Annotated in this window: 16 protein-coding genes; 6 read left to right on the top strand and 10 right to left on the bottom strand. The window is 70.3% G+C overall.

The window, feature by feature from the left end:
* Window positions 1–10: 10 nt before the first annotated feature.
* The 5 genes from E9228_RS14115 to E9228_RS14095 all read right to left on the bottom strand — a co-directional run bounded on the left by E9228_RS14115 (window position 11) and on the right by E9228_RS14095 (window position 6,733).
* Window positions 11–1,300 carry an ABC transporter permease subunit gene (locus E9228_RS14115; RefSeq protein ID WP_166781163.1) on the bottom strand — a complete coding sequence of 430 codons (1,290 nt, stop codon included), beginning with the start codon at window positions 1,298–1,300 and terminating at the stop codon, window positions 11–13.
* The gene (locus tag E9228_RS14110; RefSeq protein ID WP_425248381.1) at window positions 1,297–2,676 is read right to left on the bottom strand and encodes an ABC transporter permease; all 1,380 of its coding nucleotides are present in this window, start codon (window positions 2,674–2,676) and stop codon (window positions 1,297–1,299) included. The genes E9228_RS14115 and E9228_RS14110 overlap by 4 nt, the downstream gene beginning before the upstream one ends.
* Complete coding sequence (locus E9228_RS14105; protein WP_166781162.1) at window positions 2,673–4,193, bottom strand: ABC transporter ATP-binding protein; 1,521 nt, start codon at window positions 4,191–4,193, stop codon at window positions 2,673–2,675. Before E9228_RS14105 ends, E9228_RS14110 begins: the two co-directional genes overlap by 4 nt.
* 93 nt (window positions 4,194–4,286) lie before the next feature.
* Window positions 4,287–5,360, bottom strand: coding sequence for a BMP family ABC transporter substrate-binding protein (locus E9228_RS14100; protein WP_166781161.1), 1,074 nt, complete (start codon window positions 5,358–5,360; stop codon window positions 4,287–4,289).
* Window positions 5,361–5,617: 257 nt separating this feature from the next.
* The gene (locus E9228_RS14095) at window positions 5,618–6,733 is read right to left on the bottom strand and encodes a sugar phosphate nucleotidyltransferase (RefSeq protein WP_166781160.1); all 1,116 of its coding nucleotides are present in this window, start codon (window positions 6,731–6,733) and stop codon (window positions 5,618–5,620) included.
* Window positions 6,734–6,947: 214 nt separating this feature from the next.
* Here E9228_RS14095 and E9228_RS14090 point away from each other — a divergent pair, with 214 nt between their 5' ends.
* From E9228_RS14090 to E9228_RS14065, 6 genes are all read left to right on the top strand, one after another.
* Window positions 6,948–8,135 (top strand): glycosyltransferase family 4 protein, encoded by a 1,188-nt coding sequence (locus E9228_RS14090; RefSeq protein ID WP_341849898.1) that lies wholly within the window; start codon window positions 6,948–6,950, stop codon window positions 8,133–8,135.
* Window positions 8,136–8,210: 75 nt separating this feature from the next.
* The gene (gene sdhC / locus E9228_RS14085; RefSeq protein ID WP_111074279.1) at window positions 8,211–8,672 is read left to right on the top strand and encodes a succinate dehydrogenase, cytochrome b556 subunit; all 462 of its coding nucleotides are present in this window, start codon (window positions 8,211–8,213) and stop codon (window positions 8,670–8,672) included.
* Window positions 8,673–8,685: 13 nt separating this feature from the next.
* On the top strand, window positions 8,686–9,132 hold the full coding sequence (gene sdhD / locus E9228_RS14080) for a succinate dehydrogenase, hydrophobic membrane anchor protein (protein WP_111074280.1): 447 nt from the start codon (window positions 8,686–8,688) through the stop codon (window positions 9,130–9,132).
* Window positions 9,133–9,202: 70 nt separating this feature from the next.
* Complete coding sequence (gene sdhA / locus E9228_RS14075) at window positions 9,203–10,996, top strand: succinate dehydrogenase flavoprotein subunit (protein ID WP_111044343.1); 1,794 nt, start codon at window positions 9,203–9,205, stop codon at window positions 10,994–10,996.
* Window position 10,997: 1 nt separating this feature from the next.
* On the top strand, window positions 10,998–11,771 hold the full coding sequence (locus tag E9228_RS14070) for a succinate dehydrogenase iron-sulfur subunit (protein WP_110902701.1): 774 nt from the start codon (window positions 10,998–11,000) through the stop codon (window positions 11,769–11,771).
* Window positions 11,772–11,822: 51 nt separating this feature from the next.
* A complete protein-coding gene (locus tag E9228_RS14065) occupies window positions 11,823–12,464 on the top strand; it encodes a TNT domain-containing protein (protein ID WP_166781158.1) in 642 nt (213 codons plus the stop codon).
* 70 nt (window positions 12,465–12,534) lie between these two features.
* Here E9228_RS14065 and E9228_RS14060 read toward each other — a convergent pair whose 3' ends face one another.
* From E9228_RS14060 to E9228_RS14040, 5 genes are all read right to left on the bottom strand, one after another.
* The gene (locus E9228_RS14060; protein ID WP_341849897.1) at window positions 12,535–13,152 is read right to left on the bottom strand and encodes a DUF805 domain-containing protein; all 618 of its coding nucleotides are present in this window, start codon (window positions 13,150–13,152) and stop codon (window positions 12,535–12,537) included.
* Window positions 13,153–13,273: 121 nt separating this feature from the next.
* Complete coding sequence (locus tag E9228_RS17635) at window positions 13,274–13,981, bottom strand: DUF805 domain-containing protein (protein ID WP_341849896.1); 708 nt, start codon at window positions 13,979–13,981, stop codon at window positions 13,274–13,276.
* 192 nt (window positions 13,982–14,173) lie between these two features.
* Entirely contained in the window at window positions 14,174–15,106 is a 933-nt protein-coding gene (locus E9228_RS14050; RefSeq protein WP_166781157.1) for a quinone oxidoreductase family protein, read from the bottom strand.
* A 120-nt stretch (window positions 15,107–15,226) separates the two neighbouring features.
* On the bottom strand, window positions 15,227–16,378 hold the full coding sequence (locus E9228_RS14045; protein WP_166781156.1) for a mannitol-1-phosphate 5-dehydrogenase: 1,152 nt from the start codon (window positions 16,376–16,378) through the stop codon (window positions 15,227–15,229).
* Window positions 16,375–16,812 carry a PTS mannitol transporter subunit IIA gene (locus E9228_RS14040; RefSeq protein WP_166781155.1) on the bottom strand — a complete coding sequence of 146 codons (438 nt, stop codon included), beginning with the start codon at window positions 16,810–16,812 and terminating at the stop codon, window positions 16,375–16,377. Before E9228_RS14040 ends, E9228_RS14045 begins: the two co-directional genes overlap by 4 nt.
* Window positions 16,813–16,833: the final 21 nt, after the last annotated feature.

The following is a 16,833-nucleotide window of genomic DNA, read 5'->3' as shown; positions in this document are numbered from 1 at the left end:
TGCCTCCCGGCTAGTTCTTGATGTACGGCTTGCCGGACGCCGCCGGGCCCCGCGACTGTCCGACCAGGCCGGCGACGGCGAAGATCGTCACGACGTACGGCAGCATCAGCAGGAACTCGCTGGGCACCGGCGAGTTGATCGCCCCGAGCGTGTTCTGCAGGTTCGACGCGAACCCGAACAGCAGGGCGGCGAGCGTCGCCTTGATCGGGTCCCAGCGCCCGAAGATGACCGCGGCCAGCGCGATGTAGCCCGCGCCCGCCGTCATGTCCTTCGTGAACGGACCGACCGCGTCGAGCGTGAAGTAGGCACCACCGAGACCGGCGATCGCTCCGGCGAGCGAGACGTTCCAGAACCGCGTGCCGGTGACGTTGATGCCGACGGTGTCGGCGGCCTCCGGGTGCTCGCCGACCGCGCGGAGGCGCAGGCCCCAGCGGGTCTTGAACAGCGCGAAGGTGACGACCGCGACCGCGATGTACGCCAGGTAGACGATGACGGTCTGCTCGAAGAACACCGGGCCGATCACCGGGATCTGGTGCAGGACCGGGATCTCGATCTTCGGGAACCGGATCCCGATGTTCAGCGTCGTCTCGGACGGCGAGAGCACCTGCGAGTACAGGAAGCCGGTGAGCCCGGAGATGAACGCGTTGATGACGACGCCGACGATCACCTGGTCGACGAGGTACTTGATGCTGAACGCCGCGAGGACGAACGACACGAGCACACCGGCGACGAGGGCACCGATCAGCCCGACCCAGGCGGACCCGGTCAGCGAGGCGATGAGCGCGGAGGTGAACGCACCGGCGAGGAACTGTCCCTCGATGGCGATGTTCACGACACCGACGCGCTCGGAGATGACTCCGCCGAGGGCACCGAAGACCAGCGGGACGCTGAGGCCGATCGCACCGACGAGCAGGCCCGGCAGCGGGATCGTCTTGCCGGCGGCCGCCCAGGTGAGGAACCCGACGACGAACACGACCGCGAACACACTCGTCACCCACAGCGGCACCGGACGGAACCGCCCGACGAGGAAGAAGGCGACGGCGGTGCCGAGCGCGAGCAGCACGACGACGACGACACCGGTCGCCAGCGACGGCAGTCCGACGTCCGGCAGCTGCACGAAGTCGCCGGCGTTCGCCAGACGGAACGTGGTCGTGCCGCCACGACGGACGCCGAGGAAGAGCACGGCGGCGAGCACCGTGAACACGGCGAACGCGATCGGTGCCTTCCAGCTGCGGGTGGTCTCGACCGCTCGGTCCGCGACGGGTGTCGCCGGGACCGCGGTGGGGCTGAGGGTGCTCACGCGGCGACCGCCTTCCGCTCGGAGTGCTTACGGGTGCGACGACGTGCGCCCGGCTGCGGGATCCGGAAGACCGCGCGGACGAGCGGCGGGGCCGCGATGAACAGGACGATGAGGGCCTGGATGACGCCGACGATGTCGATCGGGATGCCGTTGGCGGCCTGCATGGCGTAGCCGCCGTTCTTCAGCACGCCGAACAGGATCGCCGCCCAGAAGGTGCCCCACGGCTTCGAGCGGCCGAGCAGCGCGACGGTGATCGCGTCGAACCCGATGCCCGCGTCGATGCCCGAGGTGAAGCCCGTCGTGACGGCACCCTCGACCTGGTACGCGCCGGCGATGCCGATGAGGGCACCGGAGATGACCATCACCCAGATGGTGAGCATCGGGACGCTCATGCCGGCGACGCGTGCCGCGCGGGGGTTCTCGCCCACCGTGCGGAAGCGGAAGCCGAGCGACGACTTGTTCATCAGCCACCACACGACGACAACCGCGCCCAGCGCGACGAGGAACCCGACGTCGATGCCGAACCGGGAACCGAACAGCGACGGCAGGACCGCGGAGTCACGAGTCGCGGGCGAGATCGGGTTCGGGCTGCCACCGGCCTGCAGCAGGCCCGGGGTGCGGAGCATGAAGCTCACCAGGTACAGCGCGACGTAGTTGAGCATGATCGTCAGGACGACCTCGTTGGCGCCGGTGCGGGCCTTGACGAGTCCGACGATGCCCGCCCAGACCGCACCGCCGACGATGCCGGCCAGGATCGTGAGCGGGATGTGCACGATCGCGGGCAGGTCGAACGAGAACCCGACCCAGCCGGCGGCCGCTGCGGCCATCAGGACCTGTCCCTGACCGCCGATGTTGAACAGGCCGGTGCGGAACGCGACCGCGACGCCGAGACCGGCGGCGATGAGCGGCACGGCGTAGTCGACCGAGCGGGTGATCGGGGCGATCGCGGTCGCGAAGGACGGCGCCCCGAAGTTCACGACCGAGCCTTGGAACAGCGACGAGTACGAGCCGCCGATCGCCGTACCGACCGCACGGAGCGTGTCGAGCGGACGGGCGAAGAAGTACCCGGCTGCGGCCTGGACGTCCTTGTCGGTGAGGGCGATGAGGACACCGCTGGCGATGAGGGCCAGGACGACCGCGAGGACGGTGGTCAGGACCGAGCCGTTCACGACGCTCCGGAGCGCGTCGCTCCAGCGGCCCTCACGGCGCTCGCTGTCCGTGGCCGAGTCGGTCATCAGGTGCGGTGCCCCGGTGACCTCCTGCAGGCGGTCGTCGACGGGGGGCGTCGCATCGGCCGGGAGGCCCGTGGTCGGGTCGGTGGGTGTGGTGCGGTCCGACGGCGTGGTGCCGTCGTGCTGCGGCGTGGGGTCGCTCACGCGGCGAGCTCCGTTCCTGCGGGCAGTTCGCCCGCCATCATGAGTCCGAGGACGTCCCGGGGTGTGGACGCGGGGACGATGCCGACGATGGCGCCGCGGTACATCACGGCGATCCGGTCGGCGAGCGCGACGACTTCGTCGAGCTCGGTGGAGACGACGATCACCGGGACGCCGCTGTCGCGGGTCTCGACGATGCGCTTGTGGACGAACTCGATCGAGCCGACGTCGATGCCGCGCGTGGGCTGCGCGGCGACGAAGAGCCGCAGCGGGCGGCTGAGCTCGCGGGCCAGGACGATCTTCTGCTGGTTGCCGCCGGAGAGCCGACCGGCGGCCGTGGTGCGGCCGGGCGTCCGGATGTCGAACTCGGCGATCTTCTCGTCGGCGAAGGCGTCCCGCTCGGCGGCCCGGATGGTGCCGGCGCGGACGAACTCGGCGGCGTCGGCGCGGTCGAGCATGAGGTTCTCGGCGATCGTGAACTCACCGACCAGGCCGTCTTCCTTGCGGTCCTCGGGGACGAACCCGACGCCGGCGTCCAGGATCTGCTTGACGCTGCGCCCGGTGACCTCACGGCCGTCGAGGGTGATGCGCCCCGAGCGCACCGGCTCGAGACCCATGATCGCCTCGGTGAGTTCGGTCTGGCCGTTGCCCTGCACGCCCGCGATGGCCAGCACCTCGCCCCGACGGACGGTGAACGAGACGTCGTCGACCAGCACGAGGCCGGCGGGGTCGGTGACGGTGAGGCCCTCGACGACCAGGGCTGCTTCGCCCGGGGTGGCGGGGGCCTTGTCGACGACGAGTTCGACGCTGCGACCGACCATCAGTGCCGCGAGCTCGCTGTTCGACGCGGTGGGCGACGCTTCGCCGACGACCGTGCCGAGCCGGATCACGGTGATGCGGTCGGCGACCTCGCGCACCTCGCGGAGCTTGTGGGTGATGAAGACGATGGCGGTGCCCGCTTCGCGGAGCTGGCGCATGATGCCCATCAGCTCGTCGGTCTCCTGCGGGGTGAGCACGGCCGTCGGCTCGTCGAACACCAGCACGGAGGCGTCGCGGGACAGCGCCTTGATGATCTCGACGCGCTGCTGCACGCCGACCGGCAGGTCCTCGACCCGGGCGTCGGGGTCCACGTCGAACCCGAAGCGCTCGGAGATCTCGCGGACGCGCTTACGGGCGCCGGCGAGGTCGAGGCGGCCGCCGAACGCGGTCTCCTCCTGCCCGAGCATGACGTTCTCGGCCACGGTGAAGACGGGGACGAGCATGAAGTGCTGGTGCACCATGCCGATGCCGGAGCGCATGGCGTCGCCCGGGCCGTCGAAGTGCTGGACGACGTCGTCGAGCAGGATCTCGCCCTCGTCGGCCTGGTACATGCCGTAGAGGACGTTCATCAGGGTCGACTTGCCCGCACCGTTCTCGCCGAGGAGACAGTGCACCTCGCCCGGTTCGACGGTGATCGAGATGTGGTCGTTGGCGACCAGGCTGCCGAACCGCTTCGTGATGCCGCGGAGTTCGAGCTTCATGTCGGTGAGTCTATTTCTGTCTCGGGCGCGCAACGGTCCCCGTGCGCGCGAGAACGCGGGCGGAGGAGTGCTCCCCCGCCCGCGTTCGTCGGACTACTTGACGGATGCCTCGGTGTCGACCTTGACCGAGCCGTCGATGATGCCGGCCTTGATCTTGTCGAGCTCACCCTGCAGACCCGAGTCGACCTTGGACTCGTAGTCGTGGAACGGCGCGATCCCGACGCCGTCGTTCTCCAGCGTGCCGACGTACGGGGTCTTCGAGAAGTCGCCCTTGGCGGCCTGCTCGACGACGTCCTTCGTCGCGGGCTTCATGCCCTTCTCGATCGAGGTGAAGGCGATGTCCTTGTAGCGGGGGTCGGCCTCGTAGAGGTCGCTGTCCGCGCCGATGAGGACGGAGCCGTTGTCGGCGTCCTTGATGGCCTCGGCGGCCGACTGGTAGATCGGGCCACCGACGGGCAGGATCACGTCGGCGTCCTGGTCGAGCAGCGACTGCGCGACCGACTTCGCCTGGGTGCCGGCCTCGAAACCGCCGGTGAAGGAGCCCTTCTGGCTCTTGACGTCCCAGCCGACGACCTTGACGTCCTTCTTCTTCTGCTCGTTGTAGTACTCGACGCCGTCCGCGAAGCCGTCCATGAAGATGGTGACGGTCGGGATCTGCATGCCGCCGAAGGTGCCGACGGTGCCGGACTTCGAGTAGGACGCGGCCGCGTAGCCGGCGAGGAACGCCGCCTGCGAGGTGTCGAACGTGATCGGCTTGACGTTCTTCGCGTTGATCGAGTTGTCGTCGATGATCGCGAAGTCGGTGTCGGGGTTCGCCGCGGCCTGCTTCTTCGTCGAGGCGGCGAGGTTGAACCCGACCGTGACGATGAGGTTGCAGTTCTGGTTGACGAGCTGCTGGATGTTCGAGTCGTAGACGGTGGCGTCCTTGGACTCGGCCGTCTTCGGCTCCGCGCCGATGTCGGCCGAGGCGTCCTTCAGACCCTCGAAGCCGAGCTGGTTGAACGACTTGTCGTCGAAGCCACCGGCGTCGGAGACCATGCAGGGCAGGAAGTCGGACTTCTTGGACGAGGTCGAGTCGGACGGTGCGGATGCGCAGCCGGCGAGCACGGCGACGGTGCCGACGAGCGCGAGGCCGCTCATGGCGACGCGGCGGGTACGAGATGACACGGGGGTTCCTCCGGGGAGATCGGGAGTCGGCCCGGAGTCACTGCGCACCGGGCGATCGTGAGGACAGTACACGACCGGCCGGGCGGTACAGGACCCGTCCGGAGGCCCTCCGGCATCGGTTACGCGATCGCGACCGCGCCGAAACGCGCCGGAAACGCACCGACCCCGGCGTGGCCCCAGTTCGCGGGGTTTTGTGATGGAGCGCTACAGCCGCGCTCCGGCCTGGAGGATCGTGCAGGTTCGCCGCACCTCGCTCCTCAGAGCACGTCGTCGCGCCCGCTGACCTTCAGCGCGTCCACCACGCCCTTGACCCGCTGCGCGTTCGCACTGGTCGTGACGAGCAACGCGTCCGGGGTGTCGACGACGACGATGTCCTCGACCCCGATGAGCGAGATGAGCCGGTTGCTCTGCGACACGACGATGCCGCTCGCCGAATCGGCCAGGATGCGGGCGTTGTCGCCGAGCACGGCGAGGTTGTTCTTCCGGCCGCCGGACTGCAGCTTCGCGAGCGAGGCGAAGTCGCCCACGTCGTCCCAGTCGAAGTCGCCCGGCACGACCGCCATCCGGCCCGCGGCCGCTGCCGGTTCGGCGACGGTGTAGTCGATCGCGATCTTCTTCAGCGTCGGCCAGATGCGGTCGACGACGGCCCCGCGTGCCGATGTGTCCCAGGCGGCGGCGAGCTCCTCGATGCCGGCGAGCAGCTCGGGCTCGGTGCGGCCGATCTCCGCGAGGAGCACGTCGGCCCGACTGATGAACATGCCCGCGTTCCAGAGGTACGACCCGTTGGCGACGTACTTCTTCGCCGTCTTGAGGTCGGGCTTCTCGACGAAGGAGCGGACGGCATGCGCGGTGGTGGCGCCCTCGGCACCGAGCGACTCGTCGGCGGCGTGGATGTACCCGAAGCCGATCGCCGGCTCGGAGGGCGTGATGCCGATCGTCGTGATGTACCCGGCCCGGGCGGCGGCGACGGCTTCGCGGACGGACCGGCGGAAGCCGCGGGCGTCCCCGATCACGTGGTCGGCGGCGAACGAGCCGATCACGACGTCGGGCTCGCGACGGTGCAGGATCGCGGCCGCGAGGCCGATCGCCGCGGTCGAGTCCTTGGGCTCGCTCTCGAGCACGATGTTGTGGTCTGCGACGCCGGGCAGCTGCGACTCGACGGCGACGCGGTGCGCGCGACCGGTGACGACCATGATGCGGTCCGGTCCGGCCAGCGGCTCGAGACGGTCCCACGTCTGCCGGAGCAGCGACGAGCCGGACCCGGTCAGGTCGTGCAGGAACTTGGGGGCGTCGGCGCGGGACAGCGGCCACAGGCGCGATCCGATGCCGCCGGCGGGGATGATCGCGTAGAAGTCGTCGAGTGCGTCCGTCACGCGCCCACCGTACCGGCGGCCCGGTGCACCAGCTGCACACCACCTGGACGTGTCGTGGACGTGCACAGGGGCCGCGCACGGTCTGTTCACCCCCCGCGCGCGCCGCGTTCACGTCCTTCCCCCCGGTCGGTCACGAGCCGGCCTGAGCATGGGCCGTGCCATGAACGCACGCAGCGTGGAGCGAGGCGCCGGGTCCCCCAGGACCGTCGCCGTCGTGACCGAGAGCTTCCTGCCCACCCTCAACGGCGTCACCACGAGCGTCATCGCGGTGCTCGAACACCTGCGACGTCGCGGCCACCGCGCGGTCGTCATCGCCCCGGACACGCCGGGTCTCGCGGCCTGGCGGTCACGGTCCGAGCAGGAGCGGTACCTCGGGTTCGACGTGCACCGGATCCCGGCGGTCGCCTACCGGCAGTTCCCGGTCGCACTCCCCCACCCGGTGCTCGACACGATCCTCGCCGCCTCCGGCGCCGACGTGCTGCACGCCGCCAGTCCGTTCCTGCTGGGTGGGCGCGCGATCACGGCGGCCGGGAGGCTCGGCATCCCCTCCGTCGCCGTCTTCCAGACCGACGTGGCCGGGTTCGCACGACGGAACGGCCTGTCCGCGGCGGCTCCGCTCGTCCGCCGGGTCCTCGGGCGCATCCACGCCGGAGCGTCGCTGACGCTGGCACCGTCGTCCGCGACGGCCGCGATGCTCGCCGAGGAGGGCGTCCCACGGGTGGCCCGATGGGGTCGTGGTGTCGACACGACCCTCTTCCACCCGGACCGCCGGTCCTCCGCCCACGTCCGGGCCCTGCGCCGACGGACCGCCCCGCGCGGCGAGACCATCGTCGGGTACGTCGGCCGGCTGGCACCGGAGAAGGAGGTCGAACGGCTCGCGGAGCTCGGCGGCATGCCGGGCATCCGGGTCGTGGTCGCCGGAGGGGGTCCCTCCCGGGCGCTCCTCGAGCGGCGCCTGCGCCACCTGGACGTGACCTTCACCGGACCACTCCGCGGTGACGCGCTGGCGGACGCGTACGCGATGCTCGACGTCTTCGTGCACACGGGTGCCGCGGAGACCTTCGGTCAGACCCTGCAGGAGGCGCACGCGGCCGGCCTCCCGGTGGTGGCTCCGGCCTCCGGAGGCCCGCTCGACCTGGTCGCTCCGGGCCTCGACGGCGAGCTCTACGACCCGGACGCACCCCTGGCCCTCCGGTCGGCGGTGGCCCGGCTGCACGCGGACCGTGGCCTCGCCGAGCGGATGGGCTCGGCCGGACGGCTCCGGGTGGAGGGCACGACGTGGGAGTCCGTCGGAGACGAACTGCTCGCGCACCACGAGACCGCACGGACGATCGGCGCGCCGCCAGCCGCGACCCGCACCGCCCGCGCCGGGTGGCACGAGAAGGTCGGTGCTCGGACGTAGGATGGTGTCGTTCCACACGAACACGACGGCAACGGCGCGCCGATCGGTGCGCCGGCCCTACGGGAAGGCGAGCTCATGGCCGAGCAGACCGCAGGCGGGACGGCGACAGCCACCCCGCAGGTGACCATCGACGGTACGTCGATCGACGCACCTCGGACGCGCGCCCCGCAGGGCACGCTGTACCGCGGCTCCGTCGGGATGTGGTCGTGGGTGCTGCACCGGATCACCGGCGTGGCGATCTACTTCTTCCTGCTCGTGCACATCCTCGACACGGCACTGGTGCGGCTCTCGCCCGAGGCCTACAACGCGGTCATCGGCACGTACAAGACGCCACTGATGAACCTCGGTGAGATCGCCCTCGTGGCCGCCATCGTGTTCCACGCCTTCAACGGGCTGCGGATCATCCTCATCGACTTCTGGTCGAAGGGCCCGAAGTACCAGCGGGCCATGTTCTGGGTCGTCCTCGTGCTCTGGGCGGTGGCGATCGCGGGCTTCCTGCCGCGCCAGCTCATGAACCTCGTCGCCGACTTCAACTGAACCGAGGGCCGTCATGACCACCGAGACCATCGCACCGCCCCGCAGCGCCGACGCCGCCCGCCGCACCACCAACTGGGAGAAGTGGGGCTGGATCTACATGCGCGCGTCGGGCGTCCTGCTCGTCGTCCTCATCTTCGGGCACCTGTTCGTCAACATGGTCGCCGGCGAGGGCGTCAAGCAGATCGACTTCGCCTTCGTCGCCGGCAAGTGGGCGAGCCCGTTCTGGCAGATCTGGGACACGCTGATGCTCTGGCTCGCGCTGATCCACGGCTCGAACGGCATGCGCACGATCATCAACGACTACGTCGCGAAGCCGGGGGTCCGCAAGACCCTGCTCGTGGCCGTGCTCGCCGCCTGCGTGCTCCTGATCGTCCTCGGCACGCTCGTGTGCTGGACGTTCGACCCGTGCCCCGCCGGCGCTGCCGCCGCGGACCTCCCCTCGTTCTGCCCGGCGCAGTAGCCCGACGTCGGCGTCACCGCACGCCGACCACACGCTCTCGCCCGCTCCGCCTCCTGATCGAAAGACCCCTGTGACCGACATCACCGTGCACCACCACCAGTTCGACATCGTCATCATCGGCGCAGGAGGCGCCGGTATGCGGGCCGCCATCGAAGCCGGCCCGAAGGCGAACACCGCCGTCATCTCGAAGCTCTACCCGACCCGGTCCCACACCGGCGCGGCGCAGGGCGGCATGGCGGCAGCGCTCGCGAACGTCGAAGAGGACTCGTGGGAGTGGCACACCTTCGACACCATCAAGGGCGGCGACTACCTGGTCGACCAGGACGCCGCCGAGATCCTGGCGAAGGAGGCCATCGACGCGGTCATCGACCTCGAGAACATGGGCCTGCCGTTCAACCGCACGCCCGAGGGCAAGATCGACCAGCGTCGCTTCGGCGGCCACACCCGCGACCACGGCAAGGCCCCGGTCCGCCGTGCCTGCTACGCAGCCGACCGCACCGGGCACATGATCCTGCAGACGCTGTTCCAGAACTGCGTGAAGCTCGGCGTGAACTTCTTCAACGAGTTCTACGCACTCGACCTCATCATGGTCGACGTAGTGGGCGACGACGGCGTCACCCGCAAGCAGCCGGCCGGCGTCGTCGCGTTCGAGCTCTCCACGGGCGAGCTGCACGTGTTCCACGCCAAGGCGATGGTCTTCGCCACCGGTGGCTTCGGCAAGATGTACAAGACCACCTCGAACGCCCACACCCTCACCGGCGACGGCGTCGGCATCGTCTGGCGCACCGGCCTGCCGCTCGAGGACATGGAGTTCTTCCAGTTCCACCCGACCGGACTCGCGGGCCTCGGCATCCTCCTGACCGAGGGTGCCCGCGGTGAGGGCGCGATCCTCCGCAACGCCTCGGGCGAGCGGTTCATGGAGCGCTACGCGCCGACCATCAAGGACCTCGCCCCGCGTGACATCGTCGCGCGCTGCATGGTGCAGGAGGTGGCCGAGGGCCGCGGTGCCGGTCCGAACAAGGACTACGTGCTGCTCGACTGCACGCACCTCGGTGCCGAGGTGCTCGAGACGAAGCTGCCGGACATCACCGAGTTCGCCCGCACCTACCTCGGGGTCGACCCGGTCGTCGAGCCGGTGCCGGTGATGCCGACCGCGCACTACGCCATGGGCGGCATCCCGACGAACGTCAAGGCCGAGGTCCTCTCCGACAACGACACCGTCGTCCCGGGCCTCTACGCCGCCGGCGAGTGCGCCTGCGTCTCGGTGCACGGCTCGAACCGCCTCGGCACGAACTCGCTGCTCGACATCAACGTGTTCGGCAAGCGGTCGGGCAACAACGCCGCCGAGTACGTCCAGACGGCCGAGTTCCTGCCGCTGCCCGAGGACCCCGCCGCGAACGTGCGTGGCATGCTCGAGCAGCTCCGCGCCTCCACCGGGACCGAACGCGTCTCCGTCCTCCGCAAGGAGCTGCAGGAGGAGATGGACAAGAACGCGCAGGTGTTCCGCACGGACGAGTCCCTCGCCCGGGTCACCGAGACGATCCACACGCTCCGCAACCGCTTCATGCAGGTCTCGGTGCAGGACAAGGGCAAGCGGTTCAACACGGACCTGCTCGAGGCGGTCGAGCTCGGGTTCCTGCTCGACCTGGCCGAGGTCGTCGTCTACTCCGCGCGGAACCGCAAGGAGTCCCGCGGCGGCCACATGCGGGACGACTACCCGAAGCGCGACGACGAGAACTACATGCAGCACACCATGGCGTACCTGACCGGTGACCCGCACTCGTCCCTCGCCGACGACCACATCACGCTCGACTGGAAGCCGGTCGTCATCACCCGGTACCAGCCGATGGAGAGGAAGTACTGAGATGACCGACACCCTGGTCTCCGACGCGCCCCGCACCGACACCGTGCAGGACGCCCCTCCCGGATCGTTCTCCGTCACGGTGATCGTCCGCCGGTTCGACCCGGACGTGGACGACGAGCCGCGCTGGCAGGACTTCGACGTCATGATGCTGCCGACCGACCGCATCCTCGACGCGCTGCACAAGATCAAGTGGGAGCAGGACGGGTCGCTGACCTTCCGTCGCTCCTGCGCGCACGGCGTCTGCGGGTCCGATGCCATGCGCATCAACGGCCGCAACCGCCTGGCATGCAAGACGCTGATCAAGGACCTCGACATCTCGAAGCCGATCTACGTCGAGGCGATCAAGGGCCTGCCGCTCGAGAAGGACCTCATCGTCGACATGGAGCCCTTCTTCAAGTCGTTCCGCGAGGTCCAGCCGTTCCTGCAGCCGAAGTCGGCGCCGGAGAAGGGCAAGGAGCGCATCCAGTCGGTGGCCGACCGCGCCCGCTTCGACGACACCACCAAGTGCATCCTCTGCGCCGCGTGCACCTCGTCGTGCCCGGTGTTCTGGACGGACGGGCAGTACTTCGGCCCGGCCGCGATCGTCAACGCGCACCGCTTCATCTTCGACTCCCGCGACGACGCGGCCGATGTGCGTCTCGACATCCTCAACGACAAGGAGGGCGTCTGGCGCTGCCGCACGACCTTCAACTGCACCGACGCCTGCCCCCGTGGCATCCAGGTGACGAAGGCGATCTCCGAGGTCAAGCAGGCCGTCATGCGCGGCCGGGCGTAGCACGCCGATGCCGACAGCAACGTCATGGGCGGGCGCGCTAGGCTCCCGCTCATGACGTTCGCGGACACCCGCCCCATCCTCGATCAGCTCGGCTACACGGTCCGGTACGTGCAGCTCCCCGGTGAGACGCTCCACGAGCCGCCGGTGGAGGGCGCACTGCGCATCGTCCCGGCCGACGCCGGCTCCTTCGCGCTCGAGGTCGTCGACTACGGCACCGCCCGCCGCCTGGCGACCGCCCGCGACGAAGCCGATGCGGTCGAGATGCTCCGACGCTTCCTGAACCGACCGTTCCCGGACGCGCGGGAGATCCGACGGCCCGACCTCGACCAGATGCGGGACCGGTCTGCGTCGACGTACCCGCAGCTCGCGCAGCAGGTCGCCGCGACCGGTGACGCCAGCCTGACGATCCAGATCCCGGCCGGCGTGCCCGTGGACCGCATCGGCGGACCGGACGGGTACCTGCTGCACCCGATCGAGACGCCGCTGCCGGCACGTTCGCTGCCGCCGCACACGGCCGCCTCCCCCGAGATCCACCGGTACGTCGTCGAGCGTCCGTTCCTCGTCACGGTCCGCTTCGTCCGGCCGTGGTTCGACCAGCCGGGCGGTGCGCTCCGCTTCGAGATCGCGAACCCGACGTCGACCGTCCGTGACCTGGTCGTCGACGGGTCGCTGGCCCGGGTCCGCGTGGTCTGAGCAGGCCTGGCGGACACGACGAAGCCCTCCTCCCCGACCGGGGCAGGAGGGCTTCGTCGTCCGCAGTGCGTCAGCCGCGCTCGGGGCGGTCGAACCGCTGCCCCTCGGGCTTCGAGGGCATCAGGAACAGCACCAGCACGATGATCGGCCCGACGACGGGGATGAGGACGAGCAGGTAGAACGGCCCGGCGAAGTTCCCGTCGTGCAGTCGTCGCCACGCCAGCGCGAGCGACGGCAGCAGGATCGCGAGCGAGAAGAGCCCCACGATCGAGTAGGCGATGAGGTACAGGGGCGACGGCGACGTCATGATCGACGTGACGCTGGAGCTGGTGCTGACCGTCTGCCGCTCGGACATGGCGAACCCGACACCGACCAGGGTCCAGAGCACGGCGAAGACGATGAAGCTGGCGAGGTACCACCACCAGAACTCGCTCCGGCTGGCACGTCCGTCGAAGCGCACGTACTTCGTGAAGAAGCGCTTGATCGCGTTCGGGAACGAGATGCCGTACCACGGCGCCCAGAGGGGCGGCTCGCCGTTCGGCCCGGTCGGCACCGGCTGGCCGGAGCCCTGCGGCTGCTGGCCGTACTGGTTCTGCTGGCCGTACTGCTGCTGGCCGTACTGCTGCTGCCCGTACTGGGCCGGCTGGCCGTCCGGGGTGCCGTACGGCTGCTGCGGGTTGTCGCTCACGGTGTCTCCCTGGTGTCGAGTACTGCTCGGGTCTGAGTCAACCAGGAACGCCGGGCGCCGGGACGACCACGACGGCCCCCGACCGAGGGGTCCCGTCGGAACGGGCGGGCGACGTGGTCGGTCAGCCGCGGTGCGGCTGGTCGAAGCGGGCGCCCTCGCGGACCGACGGGATGCAGCCGATCACGATCGCGAAGAGCACGCCGATCGGCGGGATGATGAACAGCAGGGCGAGCAGGCCCGAGAAGTTCACGTCGTGCAGGCGCCGCACGGTGAGTGCGATGAACCCGACGAGCGTCGCGAGCGCCCAGAGTCCGCCGACGACGTTCGAGTCGCTGCCCCCGATGGCGGAATCGATCAGGTTCGTCGCGATGTTCCCGATCGCCCACCAGAGAGCCCAGAACCAGAACTCACTGCGGCTGGCGCGACCGTCGAAGCGCACGTACTTCTTCCAGAACCGCGTGAAGGCCTTCGGGAACGGGATGCCGTACCAGGGTGCCCAGAGCGGCGGCTCACCCTGCGTGACCGGCTGCTGCCCGGACGGCTGCTGCGAGGCGAACTGGCCCGGCTGCTGGCCGTACTGGCCAGGCTGCTGACCGTACTGGCCCGGCTGCTGACCGTACTGGCCCGGCTGCTGACCGTACTGGCCGGGCTGCTGCTGCTGACCGTAGGGGTCCGGCTGCCCCGAGGGCTGCCCGTACGGCGACTGCTGCGGCGGCTGCTGTCCGTACGGCGACTGCTGCGGCTGCTGCCCGTACGGCGACCCCTGCGCCGGGTCGGGCTCGTCGCCCGGTCGCTTCGCGTACGGGTCCTGGGGGTACTGGTCGCTCACGGCGGTTCCTTCCGGGGTGCAGGGTCGATGTGCTCACGGCGACCGCGACGGCGGCGCGGAACCGCCGGGACCTGCGTCCCACCGTCCTGCTCCCCCGCGCCGACCCCGCGCGTTGGACCCAGTGTGGCAGCCGCAGCGCCGGTCCGACACCCCGCGCGGCCTGGTGCGGCGGTGTCCCGGTGGGCTGCGACCTCAGGGCAGCAGCGCGATCTTCCCACCCGGGTGCCCCGACTCGAGGAGTTCGAGGGCCGCGGGGGCCTCGGTCAGCGGGAACGTCCGGGCGACCGGCACGACGAGCTCCCCGCGGGCCGCGAGTTCGATGAGGCGTGCCCGCACCGAGTCCCGGAAGGCCGCGCTGTCCGGCTGCGTGCCACCGATCGCGGTGATGCCGGCGTCCGGTGCCCGACCGAACGCGGCGATGGTGGCGATCCGACCGCGGTCCGCGACGAGCGCGAGGGAGACGTCGACGGCTTCGTCGGACCCCACGCAGTCCAGGGCCACGTCGACACCGGAGGCGGCGAGCTCACGCACACGGGCCTCCAGTCCGTCGCCGTAGGCGACCCAGGTCCCCCCGAAACGCCGGACGGTGTCGGCGTTCGCCGAGGATGCGGTGCCGATCACCCGTGCGCCGAGCGCGTGGAGCTGCTGCAGCAGGCTGACGCCGACCGCGCCGGAGGCGCCGTGCACGAGGACGGTGTCCCCGGCCTGGACGTCGGTGACGCGGATCAGGTCCGCCGCCGTGGTGCCGACGAGCAGCAGGTTCGCGGCCTCCGCGAACCCGAGGGACCCGGGCTTCGCGAACACGTCCGCGGCCGGCAGGGTGATCTCCTCGGTCCAGCCGCCGGAGACACGGAACGCCAGGACCTCGTCCCCCACCGCGACCGGCCCGGAGGCGATGCCCGTGTCGGGTCCGACGGCGCTGACGACGCCGGCGAGCTCGTACCCGATCGGCACGGGGAAGTCCGCCGGGTCGCCATGCCTGGTGTGCTTCGCATCGGCCGGGTTCATGCCAGCGGCACGGACGCGCACCGTCACCTCGCCGGGACCGGGGGCCGGCACCTCGACGTCGACCAGTTCGAACACGTCACTGCCGCCGGGACGCGGCGCCACCCACTGCTTCGTCATGCCCGCGACGGTACTCGCGGCCACGATCGCGGCGTCGAGCCGGCGGGGGACGGACGCCGAGACGGACGGGAGGCCCGGTACCAGCTGGTACCGGGCCTCCCGTCCGTCAGGTGGTCAACGTCAGGCGCGTGCCGCGCCGACCCGACCGGTGAACGACGCGTGCAGCGGGTGCTCGCCACCGAGACCGGTGATCTCGGACGCGATGTCGGCGTCCGAGCGGTCCGAGCGCAGCAGCGCCTGCAGTTCGACGCTCTGCTCGTCGTCGGCGACGTCGAACCGGAGGGCGGCGCCCATCGCGTCGAGCAGTGCGGTCGGCTCGGAGCCGTTCTCCGCCAGCGCCGCGGCCGGCGAGACGAACCGCTCGTCGCGGGAGAGCTTCCGCAGCGGCTGACGGCCGACGCGGGTGACCGTGTCGGGCAGGTGCACGTTCTCGAAGCGGGCGATGATCGCCGCCACGTAGGCGCGGTGCACCTCCGGGTCGAGCTCGTGGCGACGGACGAGCAGGTCGCTCGTCTCGGCGAGCACGGCTTCGAGCGCCGAGCGGACGGCCGGCATCGCGACGGCGTCGGAGATCTTGTCGGCACCGGCGAGGAACCCGTGGTACGCGACGGTGGCGTGTCCGGTGTTCACCGTGAAGAGCTTGCGCTCGATCGAGGCGGCGAGTCCGTCGACGTAGTGCGCGCCCGGCAGTTCCGGCTCCGCTCCGTGGAACGGCGTGCGGTCGATGGCCCACTCGAAGTAGGTCTCGACGGTGACGTCCAGGCCGCCGCCCGGTGCCTGCGCCGGCACGATGCGGTCGACCGCGGTGTTCGCGAAGACGGCCTTCGCGAGGGCTTCCTCGCGCTCGTCCTCCGGCAGCGCGTCCACGATGAACTCGCGGAGGCGGTCGGTGGCGTTGATCGCGTTCTCACACGCCATCACGGCGAGCGGGGCGGCGTCGACGGATCGCTGCTGCAGCCCCTTCGCGATGACGGGGGCGATGAACTTCAGGACGGTCGGTCCGACGGCGCAGGTGACGATGTCGGCGGTCGCGATCTCGGCGACGACGCCGGCCTCGTCCTGGGCGCTGTTGACGGCACGGAACCCGGTGACGACGTGGTCCTGGGCGCCGGCCCCGACCTCGTGCACGGTGTACAACTCAGCGGCGGCCAGGGCGTCGATGAGCGGCGCGGCGACGTCGGCGAAGACGACCTCGTACCCGGCCTGGTGGAGCAGCAGACCGACGAAGCCGCGGCCGATGTTGCCGGCGCCGAAGTGGACGGCGGTGCTCACTCGTTGACCTCACCGAGGATCGCGAGGATCGCGGCCACGTCGGGGGCGTCCGTCAGTGCCTGGACCTGGTCCTCGTCGGAGAACACGATCGCGATCTTGCTGAGGATGTCGAGGTGCTCGTTGTTGACGCCCGCGATGCCGACCACGAAGCGGACGTCGTTGCCGTCCCAGTCGATCGGGGTGGCGTAGCGGACGAAGGAGAGCGCGGAGGCCTTGATGGCGTCCTTCGCGTCGTTCGTGCCGTGCGGGATCGCCAGGTAGTTGCCCATGTAGGTCGAGACGCTCTTCTCGCGCTCGAGCATGGCGGGGTAGTAGTCCGCGGTGACCGCGCCGACCTCCTGGAGGATCGCAGCCGCCTCCTTCATCGCCTCCGACTTGGTCGGCGCAGCGTCCTCGGTGTGGATGCGGATCTGGCTCTCCTGCAGGACGGGCATACGGGTTCTCCTTGTTCGTGG

Origin of the sequence: Curtobacterium salicis, from assembly GCF_011759505.1 — a bacterium.
GTDB classification, from domain to species: Bacteria; Actinomycetota; Actinomycetes; order Actinomycetales; family Microbacteriaceae; genus Curtobacterium; species Curtobacterium salicis.
The sequence above is the reverse complement of the archived record's forward strand: the minus strand, read 5'-3'. Positions and strand labels throughout refer to the sequence as shown.

Coding starts and splice junctions, on each gene's coding strand:
- sdhC (WP_111074279.1), top strand. CDS start 8,211: ATGGCCGAGCAGACCGCAGGCGGGACGGCGACAGCCACCCCGCAGGTG.
- E9228_RS14105 (WP_166781162.1), bottom strand. CDS start 4,193: ATGAAGCTCGAACTCCGCGGCATCACGAAGCGGTTCGGCAGCCTGGTC.
- E9228_RS14070 (WP_110902701.1), top strand. CDS start 10,998: ATGACCGACACCCTGGTCTCCGACGCGCCCCGCACCGACACCGTGCAG.
- E9228_RS14065 (WP_166781158.1), top strand. CDS start 11,823: ATGACGTTCGCGGACACCCGCCCCATCCTCGATCAGCTCGGCTACACG.
- sdhD (WP_111074280.1), top strand. CDS start 8,686: ATGACCACCGAGACCATCGCACCGCCCCGCAGCGCCGACGCCGCCCGC.
- E9228_RS14050 (WP_166781157.1), bottom strand. CDS start 15,106: ATGACGAAGCAGTGGGTGGCGCCGCGTCCCGGCGGCAGTGACGTGTTC.
- E9228_RS14040 (WP_166781155.1), bottom strand. CDS start 16,812: ATGCCCGTCCTGCAGGAGAGCCAGATCCGCATCCACACCGAGGACGCT.